Annotated in this window: 17 protein-coding genes; 8 read left to right on the forward strand and 9 right to left on the reverse strand. The window is 68.3% G+C overall.

Annotated features, from left to right (window positions below; translation table 11 throughout):
• Positions 1 to 129 precede the first annotated feature (129 nt).
• The 4 genes from NWFMUON74_RS34180 to NWFMUON74_RS34195 all read right to left on the reverse strand — a co-directional run bounded on the left by NWFMUON74_RS34180 (position 130) and on the right by NWFMUON74_RS34195 (position 4,206).
• Complete coding sequence (locus NWFMUON74_RS34180) at positions 130 to 768, reverse strand: DUF1707 SHOCT-like domain-containing protein (protein ID WP_232111266.1); 639 nt, start codon at positions 766 to 768, stop codon at positions 130 to 132.
• A 142-nt stretch (positions 769 to 910) separates the two neighbouring features.
• On the reverse strand, positions 911 to 1,543 hold the full coding sequence (locus NWFMUON74_RS34185) for a response regulator (RefSeq protein ID WP_187689592.1): 633 nt from the start codon (positions 1,541 to 1,543) through the stop codon (positions 911 to 913).
• A 266-nt stretch (positions 1,544 to 1,809) separates the two neighbouring features.
• Positions 1,810 to 2,970, reverse strand: a complete 1,161-nt coding sequence (gene macS / locus NWFMUON74_RS34190) for a MacS family sensor histidine kinase (protein ID WP_187685807.1) — start codon at positions 2,968 to 2,970, stop codon at positions 1,810 to 1,812.
• Positions 2,971 to 2,985: 15 nt separating this feature from the next.
• Positions 2,986 to 4,206 (reverse strand): AI-2E family transporter, encoded by a 1,221-nt coding sequence (locus NWFMUON74_RS34195; RefSeq protein WP_425300484.1) that lies wholly within the window; start codon positions 4,204 to 4,206, stop codon positions 2,986 to 2,988.
• A gap of 158 nt (positions 4,207 to 4,364) precedes the next feature.
• Between NWFMUON74_RS34195 and NWFMUON74_RS34200 the strand changes: the two genes are divergently transcribed.
• The 3 genes from NWFMUON74_RS34200 to NWFMUON74_RS34210 all read left to right on the forward strand — a co-directional run bounded on the left by NWFMUON74_RS34200 (position 4,365) and on the right by NWFMUON74_RS34210 (position 7,667).
• Positions 4,365 to 5,900, forward strand: coding sequence for an adenylate/guanylate cyclase domain-containing protein (locus NWFMUON74_RS34200; protein WP_187689594.1), 1,536 nt, complete (start codon positions 4,365 to 4,367; stop codon positions 5,898 to 5,900).
• An 81-nt stretch (positions 5,901 to 5,981) separates the two neighbouring features.
• Complete coding sequence (locus tag NWFMUON74_RS34205) at positions 5,982 to 7,190, forward strand: lysylphosphatidylglycerol synthase transmembrane domain-containing protein (RefSeq protein WP_187685808.1); 1,209 nt, start codon at positions 5,982 to 5,984, stop codon at positions 7,188 to 7,190.
• A 99-nt stretch (positions 7,191 to 7,289) separates the two neighbouring features.
• On the forward strand, positions 7,290 to 7,667 hold the full coding sequence (locus NWFMUON74_RS34210; RefSeq protein ID WP_187685809.1) for a DUF3054 domain-containing protein: 378 nt from the start codon (positions 7,290 to 7,292) through the stop codon (positions 7,665 to 7,667).
• A 46-nt stretch (positions 7,668 to 7,713) separates the two neighbouring features.
• Here NWFMUON74_RS34210 and NWFMUON74_RS34215 read toward each other — a convergent pair whose 3' ends face one another.
• Positions 7,714 to 9,393, reverse strand: a complete 1,680-nt coding sequence (locus NWFMUON74_RS34215) for an NTF2-like N-terminal transpeptidase domain-containing protein (protein WP_187685810.1) — start codon at positions 9,391 to 9,393, stop codon at positions 7,714 to 7,716.
• Positions 9,394 to 9,671: 278 nt separating this feature from the next.
• On the opposite strand from NWFMUON74_RS34215, the gene NWFMUON74_RS34220 reads away from it, so the two are divergent.
• Both NWFMUON74_RS34220 and aroQ read left to right on the forward strand, forming a co-directional pair.
• Entirely contained in the window at positions 9,672 to 10,274 is a 603-nt protein-coding gene (locus tag NWFMUON74_RS34220) for a hypothetical protein (RefSeq protein ID WP_187685811.1), read from the forward strand.
• A gap of 124 nt (positions 10,275 to 10,398) precedes the next feature.
• The gene (gene aroQ / locus NWFMUON74_RS34225; RefSeq protein WP_187685812.1) at positions 10,399 to 10,830 is read left to right on the forward strand and encodes a type II 3-dehydroquinate dehydratase; all 432 of its coding nucleotides are present in this window, start codon (positions 10,399 to 10,401) and stop codon (positions 10,828 to 10,830) included.
• A gap of 15 nt (positions 10,831 to 10,845) precedes the next feature.
• Here aroQ and NWFMUON74_RS34230 read toward each other — a convergent pair whose 3' ends face one another.
• Positions 10,846 to 11,358, reverse strand: a complete 513-nt coding sequence (locus tag NWFMUON74_RS34230) for a hypothetical protein (RefSeq protein WP_187685813.1) — start codon at positions 11,356 to 11,358, stop codon at positions 10,846 to 10,848.
• Between the two features lie 220 nt (positions 11,359 to 11,578).
• Here NWFMUON74_RS34230 and NWFMUON74_RS34235 point away from each other — a divergent pair, with 220 nt between their 5' ends.
• From NWFMUON74_RS34235 to NWFMUON74_RS34245, 3 genes are read left to right on the forward strand one after another with little or no spacing between them, the layout of a single operon-like run.
• Positions 11,579 to 12,508: an ABC transporter ATP-binding protein gene (locus tag NWFMUON74_RS34235; protein ID WP_187685814.1), complete on the forward strand. Its 930-nt coding sequence runs from the start codon at positions 11,579 to 11,581 to the stop codon at positions 12,506 to 12,508.
• Positions 12,505 to 13,356, forward strand: coding sequence for an ABC transporter permease (locus NWFMUON74_RS34240; protein WP_187685815.1), 852 nt, complete (start codon positions 12,505 to 12,507; stop codon positions 13,354 to 13,356). Before NWFMUON74_RS34235 ends, NWFMUON74_RS34240 begins: the two co-directional genes overlap by 4 nt.
• The gene (locus NWFMUON74_RS34245; RefSeq protein ID WP_197986944.1) at positions 13,346 to 13,588 is read left to right on the forward strand and encodes a helix-turn-helix transcriptional regulator; all 243 of its coding nucleotides are present in this window, start codon (positions 13,346 to 13,348) and stop codon (positions 13,586 to 13,588) included. Before NWFMUON74_RS34240 ends, NWFMUON74_RS34245 begins: the two co-directional genes overlap by 11 nt.
• Before the next feature lie 28 nt (positions 13,589 to 13,616).
• Here the strand turns inward: NWFMUON74_RS34245 and NWFMUON74_RS34250 are convergent, their stop codons facing one another.
• The 3 genes from NWFMUON74_RS34250 to NWFMUON74_RS34260 all read right to left on the reverse strand — a co-directional run bounded on the left by NWFMUON74_RS34250 (position 13,617) and on the right by NWFMUON74_RS34260 (position 15,241).
• Positions 13,617 to 13,958, reverse strand: coding sequence for a hypothetical protein (locus tag NWFMUON74_RS34250; protein WP_232110742.1), 342 nt, complete (start codon positions 13,956 to 13,958; stop codon positions 13,617 to 13,619).
• Positions 13,959 to 14,150: 192 nt separating this feature from the next.
• The gene (locus NWFMUON74_RS34255) at positions 14,151 to 14,357 is read right to left on the reverse strand and encodes a DUF397 domain-containing protein (protein WP_187685816.1); all 207 of its coding nucleotides are present in this window, start codon (positions 14,355 to 14,357) and stop codon (positions 14,151 to 14,153) included.
• Positions 14,354 to 15,241: a helix-turn-helix domain-containing protein gene (locus tag NWFMUON74_RS34260; RefSeq protein WP_232110743.1), complete on the reverse strand. Its 888-nt coding sequence runs from the start codon at positions 15,239 to 15,241 to the stop codon at positions 14,354 to 14,356. Before NWFMUON74_RS34260 ends, NWFMUON74_RS34255 begins: the two co-directional genes overlap by 4 nt.
• Positions 15,242 to 15,399 lie beyond the last annotated feature (158 nt).

Raw genomic sequence — 15,399 nt, forward strand, 5'->3', positions numbered from 1 at the left:
CACCCCGATCCGACACCCCACCCAAGATTTCTTCGAAAAATTCTCCGGAACACTCAGCCGCGCATGGTGGCACGCGGCCACGGGCGACGGCGGCGCGGATTTCGGTGGGGGCCTGACCTTGCCCGCCGGTCAGAAGCCCGACATCAGACGGCGCCACTGGGCGCCGAAGGGCTGTTTGGCCGTGACGGAGCCGAATCGCAGCCGCCCGCTGACGACCAGGTGCAGCGGGCCGATCGGGGGGCCGGTACGCACCTTGTTGTTCGCGCTGGAGCCGATCAGGTCCAGGCCGTTGAGGTCGACCGTGGCCGCCGCGGGCACGATCAGCGTGAGCGAACTGCAGAAATCGTCCACGCGCAGCTCCACCACCTGGGTGGACATGATCGCCTGGGTGAAATCCAAAGTGACGCCGGAGAATTGGCTGTTGAGGTAGAGCACCGGCGGCACCTGCCACCGGCCCTTGCGAGTGATGCCGGACAGCCGGGCCCGGATCCGATCGCCCGACGATGCGGCCGGTGCCGGACGCGCCGCGCCGAACGAGGGCGCCTTCGAATACGGCGGCGGGGCGGGCTGCGGCTGACCCGCCATCCGGATCCCGGGCAGGTCGATCAGTACGGCGTTCAGCTCGCCGCGGGTCTTGGCGGCCAGCGCGGTATCCATCCGCTCGGTGAACTCACCCAGCGACAACATGCCCAGGCCCACGGCCCGCTGCAGCAGCACTCCGACGTGCTCGCGCTCGGCATCGGACACCCGCAGATCGCGGTCGCCCACCGCGCCGCCGGGCTCCGGCACCGATCGCGTCCCAGGAGCCGAAACCGTCTCACCACCCATGCCGTCGAGGGTACCGACGGCGGCGTTCCCGCACATCAGGGCAATCCCTGATCCGGGCTACGCCCTCGGGGGCAGCCGAGGGCTACTCCAGGCCCTGCTCGATCGCGTACCGGGTCAGCTCCACCCGGTTGGCCAGCTGGAGTTTGCGCAGCGTGGCCTGGACGTGGTTCTCGACCGTGCGGTGGCTCAGGCCCAGGCGAGTGGCGATCTGCTTGGCGGACAAGCCCTTGGCGACCATGCGCAGCACCTCGGTCTCGCGGTCGGTCAGTGCCGGGCGGTGCGGTTCGTCGCGGCCGGACGGCGCGCTGGCGATACGGCGGTACTCACCGAGGACCAGACCGGCCAGGCCCGGCGTGAACACCGCCTGCCCGGCCGCGGTGGCGCGCACCGCCGCGACGAGTTCCGCGGCCGAGGCGCTCTTCACCAGGTAGCCGGTGGCGCCCGCCTTGATCGCGTCCAGCACGTCGCCGCGTTCGGCCGAGGCGGACAGCACCAGCACCCGGCTGTCCGGCGAGACCCGCAGAATCTCGGTGGTGGCCTGAGCGCCGTTGCCGTCGGGGAGCCGCATATCCATCAACACCACCGTCGGCCGCACGGCCGCGGCGCGGCGGGTCGCCGACCCGACACCGTCGGCGGTGGCGGCCACCTGAAACCCGGCCTCGGTCAGATCGCGCGAAACGCCGTCGCGCCACATCGGGTGATCGTCCACCACCATCACCGAAACGTCTTCGGCGGCAGCGCCTTCCGGCTTCGCATCGCCCGGACGTTCGCCGCCCGGCACATCATCTCCGCTCATGTTCGTCTCCCGTCCCGCCCGGTCTCCCGCGTCAACTCCGACCTACCGCACCGGCTCCGGCCGCCCAGACCAACTCGCGCCTTCCACACCAATTCAGGTCTCCTACACCAACTCCGGCCTCCCACACCGACTCCGCTCGTCCGCATCGGCTCCGGACCCCCCGGCTGTACGCGACCGCGTCATCGTCAGGCCCCGGTCGGTCGGGGCACGCGGAATTCCCATTCGGTGCCTTCCTCCGTGGTGAGCAATTCCGTTTCGCCGCCCAGGGCCTCGATGCGGCCGACGATCGAGCGCGTCACTCCCATTCGCCCTTCGGCGGCCGCGTCGGCGAGCCGGCCGGGGGCGATGCCGGGGCCGTCGTCGCGGATGCTCACCACCAGAGCATCGCCCATATCCTCCAGCAGCACATACGCTTTGGCATCGGGTCCGGCGTGCAGTGCGGTATTCGACAGCGCCGCCGCGACGGCCGCCGCGATTTCCCGGGCGGTGTATTCGCCGATCCGCACGGGGTCGCCCGGGGTGGAGACGAAGACCGAGGGGGACGCCTGCGCGGTCAGCAGCGGGCGTAGATCGACTCGCGCACCGCCGGATTCGGACCGGGCGCCCTGCTCGGAGATCAAGACCCGCAGGGCCACTTCCTGTTCCCCCGCGCGCTGCGCGAGTTCCGCTGTGCTGCCGCCGATCTCACTCCCCCGGCGCTTGATGTAACTGAGTACCTGCAGGACACCGTCGTGCACCTCGCGCGCCAAGCGCTCCCGTTCCTGCGCCGCGGCGGTCAACCGCATCGCGGCCTCCAGTTGCCGCTGGGCTCGGCGGGCCGTGCTGGCGGCGAGGCCGATCGCCAGGCCCACCGACACGAGCACGGGCGCGGTGGCGTCGTTCCACAGCTCCAGTTCCCACTGCTCCCGCACCGCGATGCTCACCGCCGAGACCAGCAGCCCGGACAGCACACCGCCGATCGCACCCCACCGGATGGCCGCCGACATCACCGCATTCGCGGCCCAGAGCGTGGTCGGCAACGTCTGGTGCCCGTGATACCAGTCGTAGTCGGCGACCAGCCGGGTCGAGGCCATCAGCGCGATCACCACTGCGTGGTCCCCGAGCACCACCGCCGTGTGCCGACGCGCGGACTCGGGATCGGCCCACTGCGACAACAGGATCGCCGAAACCACCGACCACACCACCAGTCCCCCGATCAGCAGCCAGCTGAGCCCGGGCTCCCGATACGAGTCCACCGAAGCGACCTGCTGCCCCACCGCATACAACACGGTGACCAGCCGAAACGCCTGCGCCGCCCGCCACAGCGGAGCAGTCGCCACCGCATCGTTGCCCTGCTCGGCGGCCACTATCCCCACCTCGGCTCAGCCGTCGCCCGCATCGCGGATCTTCTCCGCTTCCCCGGCCGAGGCCGCGGGGGCGGGCAGGGAGTAGCGGCCCTCGTCCGGGGTGTCGGGTTCGGCGTGGAACATCGGCTCGTCCGGTTCGCCGGTGTTGAGTTCCTGGTACAGCTCCTCCGGACTGCCCGCCAGGAGTGAGCGGACGGCCGTGTTGAGCACCGCGACGAACGGCACGGCCAGCAGGCCGCCCGCGATGCCCGCCAGCACGACACCGGCGGTGATGGCCAGCACGACCGCCAGCGGATGGATGCGGACCGCCCGGCCCAGCAGCAACGGTTGCAGCACATGGCTTTCCAGCTGCATCACCGCGATCGTGATGCCCAGCACGATCAGCGCGGTCACCAGTCCCTTGGTCATCAGCGCCAGGAACACCGCCACCGACCCGGCCAGCACCGACCCGACGATCGGGATGAACGCGCCGATGAACACCAGCGAGGCCAGCGGCAGCGCCAACGGCACGTTGAGGATCCCCAGCCCGGCCCCGATGCCGATGGCGTCCACGGCCGCCACCACCACGGTGGCCCGCACGAATCCGATCAGCGTTCCGAAACCCAGCTGCCCGGCCTTGCGCACCCGCGGCCGCTGCTCGGTCGGAATGACCCGGGTGACGAACTGCCAGATCTGGTCGCCGCTGTAGAGGAAGAAGATGGTGATGAACAGCGTCAGGAAGATGCCGGTGAGGAATTCCCCGATCGCCGCCGCGGTGGTCAGCGCGCCGCTGGTGAGCGAATCCTGGTTGGACTCCAGCGTTTTGATGATGGTGTTGCCCGCGTTGCGAATCTGGTCGTTGCTCAGGTGCAGCGGGCCGTTGATCAGCCAGTCCTGAATGGTGTGGATGCTGGTCTTGAACTCGTCGGTCAACTGCGGCAGGCCGTTGACGAACTGCTCGATGACGAAGGTGAAGACCCCCGCCAGCAATCCGAGCGATCCGATCAGTGCGACGAACACCGCGACCGAGCGCGGCAACCCCATCCGCTGCATCCAGTCCACCACCGGCGACAGCAGCGCCGCCAGCAACAACGCGATCGCCAGCGGAATGACCACGGTGGTCAGCCGGTGCGCCAGATAGGCCACGGCCAGCACCGCGACCAGGATGATCAGCAACCGCCAGGACCATTCGGCCGCCTCCCGCACCAGCGGATGCACCGCCTCGGCCGCGCGCCGGGCGGGCCGCTCCCGCACCACCGCTCCCCCGGCCGTGTCCTCGCTGTCCTCGCGGCTGCTCCCCACGTCACTCACGCCGCGAGCCTAACCGCACCGGCACGCGTGCGCGCGGGACCGCACCGGCGTGAAACGCTAGATTGGTCCTCGTGTCGGCGCCCTTGGAAGCGGTCAAACAGACCATGCGAACGCGCTGGCCGCTGTACCTGGCATCGATGCTGGCGGCCAACGCCTTCGGTGCGATTCTGGTGTACGCGTTCATCCAGTACGGCCTGCCCTCGCCGGAGGGCTCGCCGACGGGTGTGCGCCGCACCGGCCTGCTGATTCCCGTGACGGTGTTCGTGGTCGGCGGTGCGCTGAGCGTGACCGCGTCGGCGCTGATGCTGCGCCCGGTGATGCGCTGGCAATTGCGGGGCGGCCCGCCGAGTCGTCAGGAGCAGATGGCCGCGCTGCACGCGCCGCTGCGGCAGGCCATCGTGCATCTGCTGTTGTGGCTGGTCGGCGGCGGCGTGCTGGCCGCGACGATCATCGTCGACACGCCCGAGCTGGCGGGTGCGGTCATCGTCACCGAATGTATGGCGGCCACCATCGTGTTCGGCTTCACCTACATGCTCGGCGAACGCATCCTGCGCCCCGTCGCCGCGCACGCGCTGTCGACCGGAACCTTCGACCACACCCTGACCCCCGGCGTCGGCACCCGGATGGCGATGACCTGGGGCATGGGGACCTTCGCGCCGACCATCGCGATCGTGCTGCTGTGCGTCACCCAGATCACCTCGCAGGTGCAGTTCTCCGCGCGGTCGCTGGCGGTGTCGATCCTGCTGCTGTGCGGTGTGGTGATCATGCAGGCGCTGGCGCTGTCGATGCTGACCGGCTCGAGCATCTCCGATCCGGTGCGCCAGCTCTCGCGCGCCATCAATCGCGTGCAGGAGGGCGCGCGCGACGTGCAGGTGGAGGTGTTCGACGGCAGCGAGATCGGGCTGCTGCAGGTCGGGTTCAACCGGATGATGGAAGAGGCCGCGCAGCGCCGCGAACTGCAGGAGCTGTTCGGCCAGCACGTCGGCGAGGAGGTGGCCCGCCGGGCCCTCGAGTTCGGCACCGAACTCGGTGGCGAGACCCGGTTCGTCGCGGTGCTGTTCGTGGACATGGTCGGCTCCACCGCGACCGCCGCCGAGCGCCCGCCGACCGAGGTGGTGAGCCTGCTCAACGAGTTCTTCCGGGTCGTGGTCGACGTCGTCGATCGCAACAACGGTCTGATCAACAAATTCGTCGGGGACGCGGCGCTGGCAATTTTCGGCGCACCGCTGGATCGCCCCGACGCACCCACGGCCGCGCTGACCGCCGCCCGGGAACTGCGTGAGGCGCTGCGCGAGGTGCCTGGTCTGGATATCGGCATCGGGGTGTCCGCGGGCCTGGCCGTGGCCGGAAATATCGGGGCCGCAAATCGTTTCGAATACACCGTGATCGGCGATCCGGTCAACGAGGCTTCCCGGCTGACCGAACTGGCCAAGGAACATCCCGGCCGGGTGCTCGGTTCGGGTAGCGCGCTGTATTTCGCCGACGCGCGGGAGCAGCAATTCTGGGAATCCGGCGACGAGGTGCAGTTGCGCGGGCGCCGCCGCAAAACCCGTCTGGCCTGGCCGAAGCCGCTGGACAACCACCGCGCGGAGGCCGGCGGGGCCGATGTCGAGCTGCGCCCCGACTCGATAGTGGACTGAACGGTCTGCGTGCCCGGCGCGAAACACGTGCCGAAAGCAGGGGGCTGCGTCGCAAAAGAACCGTTCGTTAGGCTGACGGACGTGAGGGCCCATGGTGAACTAGCCGGCGACTCCGAGTCGCCCGCCGAACCGGGCCGCCGGGGGCGGTTCTGGTGGGTGAAATGGGTTCTCGGGGTAGGGCTGTCGGCACTGCTGATCGCCGAGGGTGTTTATCTGTGGCCCCGTTTGCACGATTCGTGGCGAAATCTGACGGAAATCCATTGGGGCTGGGTCGCGGCCTGCATCTTCGTGCAGGCGGTGTCGATGAGCGGTTTCGGGCGGATCCAGAAACAGTTGCTGCGGGCCGGTGGCGTGGCGGTGAGCCAGCGTAAATCCGTGGCGGTCGTCTACGGCGCGACCGCGATGTCGGTGACGCTGCCCGCCGGTCAGGTGTTCTCGACGGCGTTCACCTATCGCCAGACGCGGCGCTGGGGCGCGAGTCCGATGGTGGCGTCGTGGCAGCTGGTGATGTCGGGTGTGGTCGCCGCGGCGGGCATGGTGCTGCTCGGGGTGGGCGGGGCCGTGCTGGTGGGTGATCAGGTCGGGCCGTGGAAGCTGGTGCTGCCGGTGGCCGCGGTGATCGCGCTGATCTGGGCGGGCAACTACGTCTCGAACAATCCGGGCACGCTGGAGTCGCTGGTCCGGCGGGTACTGCGCCTGGTCAACCGGATTCGGCACCATGCGGCCGACAGCGGCATGGACAAGGTGCACGAGATCCTGCACCAGCTGGAGTCGGTGGAGCTGGGGCGGCGCGACGGCGGTCTGGTCGGGGCGTGGGCCGTGGTGCACCGGATCGGCGACGTGGCCTGCCTGGGCGCCGCCTGCTACGCCGTGGGCGCCGAGCCGCGGCTGGCCGGGCTGCTCATCGCGTTCAGCGTCGGCAAGGCGGTCGGCACCATACCGTTCGCGCCCGGCGGCATCGTCTACGTGGACGCCACCCTGGTCTACAGCCTCACCGCCGCCGCCGGGCTGCCCGCCGCCCAGGCCGTCGCTGCGGCCTTCGTCTATCGGATGGTCAGCTTCATCCTGGTCGCGATCATCGGCTGGATCGTCTTCGCGTTCCTGTTCCGCAAGCCGCAGGCCGAGGACGCGGAGTTCGAGAAGGAGTTCGAGCGCCGCTCGGCGATTCTGGCCGAGCAGCGGCTGTTGAACGAGAAGCGTCCACGGGAGGAGAAGGCGCCCGAGTCCCCGGGCAAGGCGAGCCCGGGGTCGGCCGACGGCACCGCCGCCGGACAGCCCGGCGAGAGCTGACACCGGCCCCGTCTGTCACCGTGACGCGACGCGGAACCGCCGCAAGCTCCGCTGTGGCCTCGGGACGAGCGGCCACATCGCTCCCATTACCCTGACGGCGTGAGGAAACTGGGGCCGTTCGTGGTCGACCTGCTGCTGGTGATCGTCTTCTGCGCGATCGGGCGGCGCAGTCACGACGAGGCGGTGCTCACCGGGTTGCTGCGTACGCTGTGGCCGTTCGGCGCGGGGCTGGTCGTCGGGTGGTTGCTGGCGGCGGGGCTGGGCGCCCGCGACGGATTCGCCGCTGCGCTACGGCGATTCGATCCGCTGCCGCTGTGGCCGACGGGCGTCGTGGTGTGGCTGTCCACGCTCGTGGTCGGCATGCTGCTGCGCGTGGTCAGCGGTCAGGGCACCGCGGTCAGCTTCATCATCGTGGCGGCGACGGTCCTCGCGGTCTTCCTGCTCGGCTGGCGACTCGCCTGGCGATTCCGGCGCTGACTTCTTTGCGCCACCAGGCTCTTTCGGGACGTCGGCGTGAGGACAGCTACTTGTCGTCCGGGGCCGCGAGGGCTTGGAGCATACGGGCCGCCATGCGTGAGGTGGCGTCGCCGCTGTCCACGTCGTCGATGTGGATGGCGAAGGCCAGGTCCCCCATGTTCGCCAGTAACCAGCCGCTGGTTCCGGCGGTCGCGGCGTATGCCGTTACGCCTGCGTACCGGCGCAGCGCCGCCAGCTCGGGGCCACCCGCGGCATCGTCGGTGAGCATGCGGCGCAGCTGCTGCAGCACCGGGTCGGGCAGCGGGGAGAGCTCGGCCTCGGTGGTGGCGGGGCGACCGATCTCGATCATCGGCGGGACGACCGAACCGCGGGCGATGGTCGAGGCGGCGAGCGCCATTCCGAACGGACTGGCCAGGATCGGGTCGGCCCCGCCCTGGCGCACCTGCTCCACACCGCGGCCGCCGATCGGCAATCGGCCCGTGGTCTGTTCCAGGCCGGGCACCTTGAAGCCGATGCCGACCCCGAGCGTGGCCGCCGCCTCGGCCGCGTCCTGCACCGAAACATCTTGCGGCGCCTTCTTTTTCGCGACCGCCGCGGCCTGCTTGAACAGCTCGATCATGCCCCCGGCCGGGTAGGCGCCGGTGAACGCGACCGGACCCTGCTCGCTGGCGTAGGTGTTCTGCGCGGCGGCCACGACGGCGCCGGTGGAGGGCTGCACGGCCACGATCGAGGCCGCCGTCCCGGCGCTCACCACAGCGTCCTCGGCGGCCCGCTGCAACCGTTGGTCCAGTGTGGAGGCGATATCCGGTCCGGGCGGGCCCTGCTGTCCGGCCAGCTGCGCGACCGGACGCCCGTCGGCCTCGAACAGCTTCACGCCCCAGCCCGCGTGGTTGTCGCGATTCTCCTGCCACACCTTGCGGAAGGCATCGGTGAGCGGCGAGAAGATGCGGCGGTCGGTGACGATCAGCCGTGGCTCCTTGTCCATGACCACGCCCGGGATCGGCGCCATCCGCGGCTCCAGGATCGCGAAATCGTCTTCCCGCAACTGCACCGCGACCACGGGTTTGCCCTGGGACGCTGCCAATTGCTGCATCAGCGACGGCCCGGTGATCAGCGGGGCGACCGGAGCGATGGCGTCGGCCAGCGCGTTGGTGGAGGCCACCGGGTCGGGGGTCTTGGCGGGATCGAGCTTCACCACGTTGATCACCTGCTCGGTCATCAGCGTGTTGCCCGCGTTGTCGTTGACCTTGGGCGGCGGGGCGTCGGTGCGTACCAGCTTGATGCTGCGCTGGCCGTCCAGTTGCGGGGCCACCACATTGGGCTCCCAGGAGATGCGCCAGCCGATTGCGAGCTTGCGAATGGTGCCTTGCAGATCGTAGGTCCAGTCCTTGCCGGGACCGAAGTTCCAGTCGGCCTTCAGGTTGAACATGCCCGAATCGCCGTCCAGGCCGATGTACTGGGCAACCTGGTAATCAGGTTTGCCGGGATTGAGCCCGTCGAACAACTTCTGCAGGGTGGCCTCGGCGCCGTTGGGGTACGAGGTCAGCTGGGCGGCACTCTCGGCGTCTCGATCGTCCAGTAGTTGAGTGAATTTCTCGACGATGGCTTGGGGGCTGTCCGGCTTGTCGTCCAGGCCGCACGATCCCAGCGCGACCACCAGGGCGACCGCGCCCGCAAGTGCCGCTGCGCCGCGAACGCGAAAGCGGCGGGATCCCCACACATCCATATCGCCCACTCTTCACTCTTGCCACTCCAGTAACAAGACCAACGGTACCCGAATAAATCTGCCGCGACGCCGGCTCGGCGCCGCCCGCATTCTCCATGCTCAGAGACCAGAATAGTGCCCCGACCGCGACAACCGGCGCATAGGGCGCGGAATCGCCGACCGTGTTGATCATGCGACCGTCTCGCAGCCCGTTCTCCGACAGCGGAATTCGTCGCGCACTCGACGGCGTAATCTTGTAATCACTGTTACAAGCTTTTCAAAGCAAGCGAGGTAGGACCATGAGACACGGATCGCGAGGCCGGGCATTCGGACGTCCCGGCGGTTGGCAGCAAGCCGATCTGCCCGACGCCGCCGATGCCCCGGACTGGTTCGCCGGGAGGTTGCCGAGCGAGTGGTTCGCGGGCCCGCCGACGATCGAGATCGACCGCGACGAGATCATCGTGATCGGCGAGTTGCCGCTCCCGACGCCGGAATCGAGCGATGGTGACGAGCAGGAGGCAGACGATGCCGCCACCTCCGTTCCGCGCGCTACCTGGGAGGGGCTGGTCGCGCGCTTCCGCGAGTCCACCCGCCCGGCCCGCATGCGGATCGCGCAGGAGGCCCAGGCCCGATACGGGCGCAGTGTGGCCTGGGGCGTCTCCGTACAGGGCGAGCGAATCCTGTTCACCCACTCGGCGGTTCCGGTCATGACCCGCCTGCGCCAGCCCGAACGCAAGGTCCTTGACACCCTGGTGGACGCCGGGGTAGCCCGCTCCCGCGCCGACGCCCTGGCCTGGACGGTCAAACTGGCCGGCCAACACGCCGAGGAATGGCTCGAGGAATTGCGCTCGGCCATGCGCAAGGTGGAAGACCTACGCGCCGAAGGCCCCCGCGGCCTTTGACGGACGCGGGAAGCGGCATCCCACGGCCCCGGCACGGGAGGACGGGTTTCCCTGCCTGAACCCGGTCCGCCCTGGCGGGGCGGGTCTCGGCGTACCGGCCGACCTGTCGGGCTAGGGTGGCGGGATGGCACCGATTCTCGTGCTCAACGGCCCCAACCTGAACATGCTGGGCATTCGGCAGCCTGAGGTGTATGGGTCGGACACGCTCGATGATGTGGTCGCGTTGTGCCGCCGGACGGCCGCGCGATTCGATCGGGAGGTCGAGCCGTTCCAGTCCAATTCCGAAGGCGCGCTGATCGATCGCGTCCATGCCGCGCGGGGCGTCGAGGGCGCCATCGTGATCAACCCGGGCGGCCTCACCCACACCTCGGTGGCATTGCGCGATGCCCTGGTGATCCCGGAGGTGCCGATCGTGGAGGTGCACATCTCGAACGTGCACGCCCGCGAGGAGTTCCGGCACCACTCCTACATCTCGCCCATCGCCACCGCCGTGATCGCGGGCATGGGCATCCAGGGTTACGCCGCCGCTATCGAATTCCTCTGTGCCACAACATAAACGGCGGGGACTGACTCAGGAGGCGCAGCCGATTGCGGCCCCTGCGGCCGCCGGGACCCCGTGCCGGTTCACGCAGTCGAGACCCTCGCCGACGTCGATCACGCGCCAGTGCGTGTGCCCGTCCCGCTCGGAGTACTCGAACAGATACATGACCGGGTGGAGGGTGCCCTCCGGGTGAGACATGGCCGATGCGAACGAGCCACTGCATCGGGCCTGTTCGAGACGGGCCAAGGGGTATCGAGGCGTCCCGGTCATTCTCAACGTGGTGATCAGGTACTCGTCGGTTACATCAGCGCACGGATCGGCCACCGGCGGCGCGGGGGCAGGCGCGGCCGAATTGCCCGGTGCCGGAGCCGCGCTCGGCGCTGCGGGCGCGGCGGCGGGTTCGGGCGCCGAAGAGGCAACCGACGCGGTTCCGCCCGGGGCGGGCCTGGTGGTTTCCGCGCCGGATTCGCTTCCGCCGCCGCACGCCGCGACCGAGATCGTGAGGGCGGCCGCGAAGGCGGTGAACAATGCGCTGCGGGTCATGACTTCTCCCTGGTGAGCACGGCCTCGGGGCACTGCTGGAGCGACGAGTTCAGAGGCGGCCGACCTCACGAAACCCCTTCTCGCGCAACGCTTCGATGTCGCTTGATCATCGATGGCCGAGCGCGACTCGTTACCGGGTGGAACGAAGGAAAATGCCTTGTCCGGTCCGAGATGTAGTAGTTATGCTACGTCCCATCTCTAGTGTGCTACGGAGGGTGGGATGACGGTAGGCGACGGCGTGGTGCTGGATGTCCGAGGTCTGCGGATGCGGTACGGCAGCCGGGATGTCTTGCACGACGTGACTTTTCAGGCCCGGGCGGGCGAGGTGCTGGTGCTGCTGGGCCCCAACGGCGCGGGCAAGACCACCACGATCGAGATTCTCGAGGGCTTCCGGATGCGTTCGGCCGGAGAGGTTTCGGTGCTGGGCATCGATCCGGCCCACGGCGACGAGGCGTGGCGGGCGCGGCTGGGTGTCGTGCTGCAGTCCTGGCGCGATCACGGCCGCTGGCGGGTGCGGGAATTGCTGTCGCAGGTCGGCGCGTATTACGGGCCGTACTCCACGGCCGCGATCACCAGGCCCTGGGATACCGACGAATTGATCGCGGCCGTCGGCCTGACCGCACAGCGCGACGCCCGGATCAGCAGCCTGTCCGGCGGCCAGCGCCGCCGCCTGGATGTGGCCATCGGCATCGTCGGCCGCCCGGAACTGCTGTTCCTGGACGAGCCCACCGCCGGTTTCGACCCGCAGGCCCGCCGCGAATTCCACGACCTGCTGCACCACCTGGCCGACGACGAGCAGACCACCATCATGCTCACCACCCACGATCTGGACGAGGCCGAGAAGCTGGCCGACCGCATCCTGATCCTGGCCGGCGGCCGCATCATCGCCAACGGCTCGGCCGACGAGCTGTCCCGGCGGATCGAGGGCGAGGCCGAGGTGAAATGGACCCGCGACGGTCAGCGGTTCGTGCACACCACGACCGAGTCGACCAAGTTCGTCTACGAACTGTTCCAGCAGTACGGCGCGGCGATCGACGAACTGGAGGTCCGCCGCGCCTCGCTGGAGGACACGTACATGACCCTGGTGCAGCGCTTCGAATCCGGGCAGACCGACACCGAGGTCCACACTCTCGAGGAGGTCACCCGATGACACCGAAGACGGCGGCGGTCCGGGCGGGCGCGGCCCGCGGGCTGATCGAGCTGCGCCAGCTGCACACCAACGGCCAGGACCTGTTCATGCAGTACTTCTGGCCGGTGCTCATGCTGGTGGCGTTGTTCTTCATGCGCAACGGTCACTTCGAGGCGACCGGCATCGGCCTGGGTTCGCTGGCCCTGCCGAGCATTCTGGGCCTGCTCGTCGCCTCCACCGGCCTGATGGGCATCTCGCAGTGGCTGACGATGGACCGCGAGGACGGAACGTTGTTGCGCGCCAAGGTAACTCCGAACGGCATGGCCGGCTACTTGATCGGCAAGCTCATCAGCACCTCGGGCACAGTGCTGGTGCAGGTACTGGTGATGCTGGCGGCCGGGGCGCTGGTGGTGGGCGGCATCCGCCTCGACAGTCTCGGTGGCTGGTTCACCCTGCTCTGGGTGCTGGTGCTGGGCCTGCTCGCGACGCTGCCGATCGGCGCGATCATCGGATCGGCGTTCGAGAATCCGCGCGGTGTCGGATTCGCCTCGTTCCCGATCATGGGTTTGGTCGCGGTGTCGGGCATCTTCTACCCGATCACCTCGATGCCGGGCTGGGTGCAGGGGCTGGCGCAGGTGTTCCCGATCTATTGGATGGGCCTGGGCATGCGCTCGGCGCTGCTGCCGGACGAGGCGGCGGTGGTCGAGCTCGGGCACTCCTGGCGGCACTGGGAGACCTTCGGCGTCTTCGTGGCCTGGGCCGCGATAGGCTTGGCGATCGCGCCGATCATGTTGCGCCGCATGGCTCGCCGCGAATCCGGTTCGAGCGTGGCGACCCGCCGGGAGAAAGCGATGCAGCGTGCCTACTGAGGTCATCTACAACCGCATCGCGATGCTGCGCGCCGAACGCGGCATCTCGCGGCGGCAGCTGGCCGAGGCACTGGGCGTGCACTACCAGACGGTCGGATACCTCGAACGCGGCGAGTACAGCCCGAGCCTCCATCTGGCGCTGCGCATTTCGGAGTTCTTCGGGGTGGCGGTGGAGGTGGTCTTCTCCACCACACCGTTCCCCCGGCTGGGCTCCGAATCCGAATCCGCCTGAGCCGCACGGCTTCGTCTCGTCCCCTTCGTCAAAGCTTCGCGAGCCGGTCCTGTTCCTTCTGGTATGCGCGCCATGCCTGCTGGGTCGGGGTCGGCTTCGTCATGAGTGCCTGCCAGTCGGTCGAGCGGACGAAGTTCACGACCATCAGCACGGGCAGGATGAACGCCTGGAAGAAGATCAGGTAGCTGCCACCCTCGAACACGAAGGCCAAATACGCCGCGTAAGCGAGGTATCCGGCGCCGAAGGCGGCATTGAACCACCGCACGGTCTCGCTCTGCCCACCCTTCACGGCCGCCATCGAGACCATGACGATGCCACTGACCGCGAGCATCCCGACGTACACCTCGAACATGAACTTCCCTTCCGACACCTGGTCCGACCCACTGTCAGCACCCGATGCCCGAAAGAAAACCGCGAACCCCTTGCCGGGCCCTTACCAAGCCCTTGCACCGCCGCTACCGGAGGTCTCCTCCACCGCGACTGTCTCCGAATCCGCTCGAACGGCAACGGCCCTGATCCACATTCGGATCAGGGCCGTGCACAGCCTCGAAAACGCTTGCCCTCAGGGTCGATCGAACTCTCCGTGCCACATACCGGTGGTGAAGGCATCCCACTCGCCCGGTGCGAACACCAGTGCGGGGCCGGAGGGGTTCTTGCTGTCACGCACCCCGACCGCACCTTCATCGAGGAACGCGACTTCGACGCAATCCTTCGACCCCGTGCTACGGCTGCTCTTGAACCATCGGGCTTGGGTTAGGTCTACGCTCACGCTGCATACTCCTTTGCGATCTCTAGGATGAATGCGCGACTCTCCGCCTCATCCAGCGCCCGCCGTTCGATGTCGGCGTACACCTCACGATACTGCCGAACCTCCTCCGGCTGCTCCAGATACAGATCTCCCACGAAGCCTTGCACGTAGACGACTGGCGGCATCGTCAGTTCGGCCTTCGGATGGACGGGAAACTCCAGGATCACGAACGCACCGACCATCAGACCTCGGTAGGTCCCAGCGGACATCGGAACTACACGAATCGACATGTCGGACAGCGGCCTTGCCTCGGCGAGGTGGCGCAGTTGCGCCTCCATAATTCGCGCATTGCCCGTCGTTCTCCGCAGTGCTGACTCATCGATCAACACGTGCAGGGCGAACGGCTTGTTCATCCGGGTGAGTCTCTCCTGGCGTTTCAAACCGGCTTCCAACATCCGCTCGACATCGGCGGAAGGTTTGTTCGGAAACTCGGTCCAGATCAGCTCACGTCGGTAGTCGGCAGTGTGCAGCAGGCCGGGCAGGAAGGTGGTCTGGTACGACGTGATGCGCTGGGCCGCGTCCTCCAGGCTCACGAACAACCCGAACTCCTTGGGGATGGCGTCGTCGGCGAAGGCTTGCCACCAGCCGGTTGCCTTCGTCTCCTTGACGAGTTCGGTGATGACTCGGGTTTCCTTGGGGGTCAGCTGGTACAGGTCGCAGAGGTGTTGCATGAGGACCGGGTAGAGGCGGGCGTTCTGGCCGGTCTCTATCTTCCAGAGGGTGGATCGGGCTACGCCGATGGCGTCGGCGGCGGCCTCGCGGCTGATGCCGGCCTGTTTGCGCATGGCCTCGAGGGTGAGGCCGAGCATGCGGCGGGCGGTGTTCGTATCGGCTGTGGGTGTCATCGAAAGGGCCTCCGGGACGGCTCGTTTGAGAAAACGCGTTTTTACTCGAACAGGAATTCACCGGCTACTGAAACGGAGCCGGATTTCTGCCGAACATTGGTGCCCGAGCATTGCGTAGAGACCTGCACGGGTGTGTTCTAGATGCACGCCCGGCCGCC

Origin of the sequence: Nocardia wallacei, assembly GCF_014466955.1 — a bacterium.
Taxonomy (GTDB): domain Bacteria; phylum Actinomycetota; class Actinomycetes; order Mycobacteriales; family Mycobacteriaceae; genus Nocardia; species Nocardia wallacei.